This is a genomic window from Neisseria sicca VK64, from assembly GCF_000260655.1.
GTDB lineage: Bacteria > Pseudomonadota > Gammaproteobacteria > Burkholderiales > Neisseriaceae > Neisseria > Neisseria sicca_B.
In genome coordinates this window covers 1-6140 of sequence record NZ_AJMT01000108.1, presented here as the reverse complement: position 1 = coordinate 6140, position 6140 = coordinate 1, and the positions used below count along the sequence as shown (strand labels likewise).

The following is a 6140-nucleotide window of genomic DNA, read 5'->3' as shown; positions in this document are numbered from 1 at the left end:
ATCAGCATAGCCAACACCACACCCCTCTCCTACCACCTCCAACAAAACGCAGAAAGCGTACAAATCCAACCCTTGCTGCAAGACCTGTTCGGCTTCCACAGCTTCAGCGGCAACGGCAACGCCGTCATCGACCTGACCACCAAAGGCAACAACCGCGAGCAAATGCTCAAAAACCTCAACGGTATGCTGACCCTCAACATCTCCGAAGGCGCATGGCACGGTATCGACATGGACAACATCCTCAAAAACGGCATCATCAGTAAAGACAACACCCAACAAACCCCGCCGCCCAAAACCCCTTTCCACCATTTCGTCCTCAACAGCGAAATCGACAAAGGCATCAGCCGCCATGTCAACACCGAACTCTTTTCCGACAGCCTGCACGTTGTCAGCAGCGGCTATACCGACCTCAGCACCCAAGAGCTATCGGAAGACCTGCTCATCCGCAATGCCCTGAACCCGCAAAACAAACCCATTCCGCTCAAAATCAGAGGTACGGTGCAAAACCCGTCCATCACCATCGACTACAACCGCCTGACCGACGGCCTCAACAGCCCGCAGGAAAAACAAAAAGCCCTCGAAAACACCCTGCGCGAACAATGGCAATGGATCAACCCCAACCGCAAATAACTCAAAGGTCGTCTGAAAACTGTTTTCAGACGACCTTTGGCTTTATACCCCACTGAATATAGGATACACAAAAGATAATGATGCCATATAGGCGTTGACTGGTTTTCAGACGACCTGCCTAGCCACACGGCAATCCGCCTTTTCACGGTTCGCAAGAAAATGAAGCTATAGTGGATTAAATTTAAATCAGGACAAGGCGACGAAGCCGCAGACAGTACAGATAGTACGGAACCGATTCACTTGGTGCTTCAGCACCTTAGAGAATCGTTCTCTTTGAGCTAAGGCGAGGCAACGCCGTACTGGTTTAAAGTTAATCCACTATAAAACTGACTGATACGCAGACACCCCCTCTTCCACCAAATAGAAGAAGGGGTATTTTATTGCCGGCCAGAATTTTGACTTATGGCAAGAGTATGTGAAAAAACGTGAGGTCGTCTGAAAAAACGGTTGCCATTTTTTACAGATAGTTTATAGTTCTTTATAACTAATTTTCAGCTAGTTCCTTATATCTATCTTTGCAACCTTGGATAAGCAGTTGCCATTGGGTACTCCGCCCGGCGGCAACATTTTTTTATCCGCCGGGATTTGATAAAATCCGTCCGTTTTATCTGACGCAGGTCGTCTGAAAAACATAATACTTTGAATATTTATAGTTTTTATGGTTATAAATATCAAATAAAAATAAACATTTTACGACAACAGCTTTATCTGGAATCAACCAAATGAACAATACAAACAAAGAGAAACTTTTCAAACTCAGCACCTTGGCGTTCTGTCTTGCCGCGCTGCCACAAGCCGTTCACGCCGCTGAAGAAGTGCAGCAGGTGGAATTAAAGCAGGTCAATGTGGTTGGCAAAAACCGCAGTCTGCGTACCGAAAATCAAAACAGCTATACCGTATCCGCGATGCGCTCGACTACGGGATTGGTGCTTTCTCCGAGGGAAATTCCCCAATCCGTCAGCGTCATCACCAAAAAACAACTTGAAGACCAAGGCGTGACCAGCCTCGAAGGCGCGTTGCAAAACGCCACGGGCGTCAACGTCTTCAAAAGCGGCGGGCGCACGCATTTCATGTCGCGCGGCTATTTTATCGAGCAACTTGAGGAAGACGGCATTGCCACTCAAATCGGCTCGCCTGGCGGATTCGGCTTGGGCGGCCCGTCCGGCGACCCGACCAGCGTAACCGATATAGCGATGTACGACCGCATCGAAGTGGTACGCGGCGCGGCCGGACTGACGCAGGCAAACAACGAACCGGGCGGCACGATTAACGCCGTCCGTAAGAAACCGACCTCAAAACGCCAGCTTTCCGCCGATTTAACGGTCAACACATGGGGCAGAGTGGGCAGCACGTTTGACGCGTCAGGTGCTTTAAGCCCGGAACACGGCCTGCGCGGACGTTTTGTCGGCTCGGTTGGCAGCAACAAAACCTTCCAAGACCAATCCGGCGGCCGCGACATCCTGCTTTACGGCGTGATGGACAAAGACATCGGCGACAACAGCAAGCTCACTTGGGGCGCAAGCTATCTCAACCAAACCAAAACGCCCGACCCCGACGGCCTGCCCACGCGCGCAGACGGCAAAGAATGGAAACGCAGCCGCTACCTCGGTGCAGATTGGAACGAAGCCCGTCTGAAAAAACACAACCTCTTTGCCGAGTTTGAACATTATTTCAACGACAACTGGAAACTGAGCAGCAAGCTGGACTGGCGCAAAAGCGACAGCTCAAAAGAATATTACACGCTGGGCGGCACAGATAACGGCATAGGCGCGGACGGTTTGGGCAAAACTTACAGCTTCGACCGTTACGACACGGGCAGCCGCCAGTTTACTTTCCAAAACAACCTGACCGGCCGCATCTTCGCCTTCGGCCAAAGCCACGACCTCTTCTTCATGCACAGCTATTCCAAAGAGAAGATGAACACGGGCAACCGCTGGTTCGACGACAGCAGCACATATGATGCGGATGCATTCAACGGCAGCGAAAAAGCCAAACCCGATTGGGATGCCGATACCGCCAAGTCACGCGGCGGCAACGGCAGCTACCGCACCCACGCCTTCGGTTTGGGCGCGCGCATCAATCCTACCGACAAACTGCACGTCATCGTCGGCGGACGCTACACCAACTGGCACCGCAACCTCTATTGGGACAGAAACCTCAAAGACAGTTCGGAAGGCACATATTACGCGCTCAAACGCAACCGCTTCATCCCCTATGCCGGCATCACTTACGACATCACGCCCAAGCAAAGCATCTACGCCGCCTACACGTCCATCTTCAAACAAACGATGAACCGCGACTACAACGACAACCTGCTGCCGCCGATTATGGGGCGCAACTACGAAATCGGCTGGAAAGGCGAATGGAACGAAGGTCGTCTGAATACTTCCGTCGCCCTCTACCGTACCGACAAAGACAACAACAACCAACGCGTCAATGCCCGTCCGCACGCTTATTGGGAACCGCTGGATCAAAGCAGCCGCGGCTTGGACGCCGAAATTTCCGGCAGCCTGACCGACCGTTGGCAAGTTTACGCAGGCTACACCTTCAACCGCAGCACCAACCGCAACAGCGTCGGCGACAATGTTGAATCGCGCCGAAAAGGCTACAACTTCAGCAGCCATACGCCGAAACATATGTTCCGCCTCTACACCAGCTACATCCTGCCGGTGGATGACGGTAAATGGACGGTCGGGCTGGGCTTAAAGAGCAGCAGCAAAACCGCCAACTTCTACGGCTCCATCAAGCAAGGCGGCTACACCATTTGGAATACCAACGTCCAATACCGCCCGAGCAAAAACCTGCAACTGGGGCTGGCGGTCAACAACCTGACCGACAAACGCTACTACGAAAACCAATACAGCCGTGCCGCCAACAGCGGCAACTTCTACGGCGAACCGCGCAACGCCGTGTTCAGCCTGAAATGGAAGATGTAGCCGCCGTATGAAATAAGGCCGTCTGAAAGTACAATCCCGATTTCAGACGGCCTTTCATTATCGATACCAACACACCATCCATGAACATCCTCAAAAAATTCTCCCGACTCGCCCGTCCTTTCTGGACAGGGGCGCACGGGCGCATCCAATGGCTGATGCTTGCCGTCCTCATCGGCTTCACCCTTTGCTCCATCACCATCAGCGTTTGGATCGCCGCGTGGGATAAACGCTTCTACGACGCGCTCGCCGCGTTTGACGGCGCGTCCATGCCCGCGCTCATCGTCGAATACCTCGGTTACATGGCGATGATTATCGGCTGCATTGTCTGCGGCGACTGGCTGCAAAAACGCCTCATCTTCCGCTGGCGCACCCACCTGACCGAACAATTCCAGCAAAACTGGCTCGAAGGCCACAAACACTACCGCCTGCGCCTGACCGGCGAACCCGACAATCCCGACCAGCGCATCGCCGAAGACATCTACCTCCTCGCCGACCAAAGCATCGGACTGTTCCGCTCCTTCATCAATAATATTGCCAAATTCAGCGCGTTCGTCGCCGTATTGTGGACGCTCTCCGGCGTGCAGACCTTCAACATCGGCGGGCGCGACATCACCATACACGGCTACCTCGTCTGGGTTGCCCTGATTTATTCCGTCATCAGCACCCTGATTGCCCACCTCGTCGGCCGCAAACTCAAAAACCTCAACATCGACCGCCAGCACCGCGAAGCCGACTACCGCGCCGCTCTCCTGCGCGTGCGCGACCACGCCGAACAAATCGCCTTCTACAACGGCGGCGAAGCCGAAACAGGCCGTCTGAAACAACGTTACCTCCGCATCCGCGACAACTGGCGGCGGCTCACCAACTGCGAATTCCGCCAAGAAACCTTCTGGGCGACCTACGTCCGCATCAGCATCTTCATCCCCATCCTCGCCACCCTGCCCATGTACCTCGCCAAAACCATGACCTTTGGCGACATGATGCAGACCCGCACATCGTTTGCCCGCGTCCAAGACAGCTTTGGCTGGTTTACCGACTCCTACCGCCGCCTCATCGAATGGGCGGCAGTCGTCGAACGCCTCTCCGGTTTTCAGACGGCATTGGAACAAGTAGAACAAGAAGGCAGAAGCCCCGCCCGCCCAGCGTCCGCACCCGCCCTGACTTTAAACAACCACCGCCAAAGCGGCATCCTCGCTCTGCAAAACCTCACCGTCCACACCCAAACCGGCAGCCCCCTGCTTACCGACATCAACCTCGAAGCCCACGCCCCCGAATGGGTATTGCTCGAAGGCAGAAGCGGTATCGGCAAATCCACCCTGTTGCGCGCCCTCGCAGGCTTATGGCCGTATTACCAAGGCAGTTTCGCTCTCGAAGGCAGCCTCCTCTTCCTGCCCCAACGCCCCTACCTCCCCGCCGACACCCTGCGCCACACCGTCAGCTATCCCCACCCCGCCTGCCAAGACGACCGACTTATTCAGACGACCTTGGAACAAGTCGGACTAGGCCGCCTGAAAGATAATTTAGACGAACCATACGAATGGCACGGCATCCTTTCCGGCGGCGAACAGCAACGCCTCAGCCTCGCCCGCGCGCTGCTGCGCAAACCGCAAATCCTGTTCCTCGACGAAGCCACCAACCAGCTCGACGGCGAATCTGCCTTGACGCTGATGCAAACCCTCAAGCACAACCTTCCCGACACCCTCGTCATCGGCATCAGCCATCAATCTGAAATCCAAGCCTTGTTCGGACGTAAAGTTAATTTAAAACCACTCGACGAACTTGCAAACCGTTCAGATTAGTAATATAGTTCTTTCTGACTAGTTTCATAGTTCTTTAGGGTTACTTTTAAAACTCCTTGGATAGCCTCCGCCAGCTCCCGGCAGGAGGCGTTTTTTTGCCCGCAGTTTTTTGCCTGCGCTTAAGACATTGAATTTCAAAGCACCCGGCCAATATCAACCGCACTAAAAAAGGTCGTCTGAAAAACATTTCTGCTTTTCAGACGACCTCTTGCCATATCCAAATTCAAATAGAGAAATCTTCGACCACCGGCGTATAAAGAATACGGTCCACCACATCCCGCGTCAGCTTCGGCGAGAACATTTCGATAAAATCGTAGGTATAACCGCGAAGATAAGTATCCGAGCGTACTGCAATCCAAATGGGCGAAGGCTCAAACAGATGCGCTGCATCGACCAATTCCAAATCCGCATCCTTCTCCGGATCAAATGCCATCTTCGCCATCAACCCGACCCCAAGCCCCAGTCGGACATAAGTCTTCAAGACATCCGTATCCGCTGCCGACAACACCACATCCGGATTATCCAAATGCGCCTTATTAAAAGCACGCGCAATACTGCTGCCCTGATTAAATGCAAATTCGTAAGTAATCAGGGGAAACGAAGCCAAATCCTCAATACTTAAAGGATTCATACATTCCAACAAAGGATGCTCTTTCGGCACGATGACCGCATGGTTCCATTCATCACACGTCAACTTGCTCAGTTCGGGATGATCGTCAATCCGCTCCGTCACAATCGCAATATCCGCCTCGCCATTGCTGACCATTTGCGCAAT

At 53.4% G+C, this 6140-nt stretch carries 4 protein-coding genes; 3 read left to right on the top strand and 1 reads right to left on the bottom strand.

Annotated features, from left to right (window positions below; translation table 11 throughout):
• The 3 genes from HMPREF1051_RS06580 to HMPREF1051_RS06570 form a co-directional block, all read left to right on the top strand.
• Positions 1-630, top strand: a 630-nt coding sequence (locus HMPREF1051_RS06580) for an AsmA family protein (RefSeq protein WP_003766097.1), incomplete at its 5' end; no start/stop codon positions are given.
• A gap of 722 nt (positions 631-1352) precedes the next feature.
• Positions 1353-3566 carry a TonB-dependent siderophore receptor gene (locus HMPREF1051_RS06575; RefSeq protein WP_003766095.1) on the top strand — a complete coding sequence of 738 codons (2214 nt, stop codon included), beginning with the start codon at positions 1353-1355 and terminating at the stop codon, positions 3564-3566.
• A gap of 80 nt (positions 3567-3646) precedes the next feature.
• On the top strand, positions 3647-5365 hold the full coding sequence (locus HMPREF1051_RS06570) for an ABC transporter ATP-binding protein/permease (RefSeq protein ID WP_003766093.1): 1719 nt from the start codon (positions 3647-3649) through the stop codon (positions 5363-5365).
• Positions 5366-5588: 223 nt separating this feature from the next.
• On the opposite strand, the gene HMPREF1051_RS06565 is transcribed toward HMPREF1051_RS06570, so the two are convergent.
• A partial coding sequence (locus HMPREF1051_RS06565; protein ID WP_036492278.1) for a LysR substrate-binding domain-containing protein occupies positions 5589-6140 on the bottom strand: 552 nt, incomplete at its 5' end.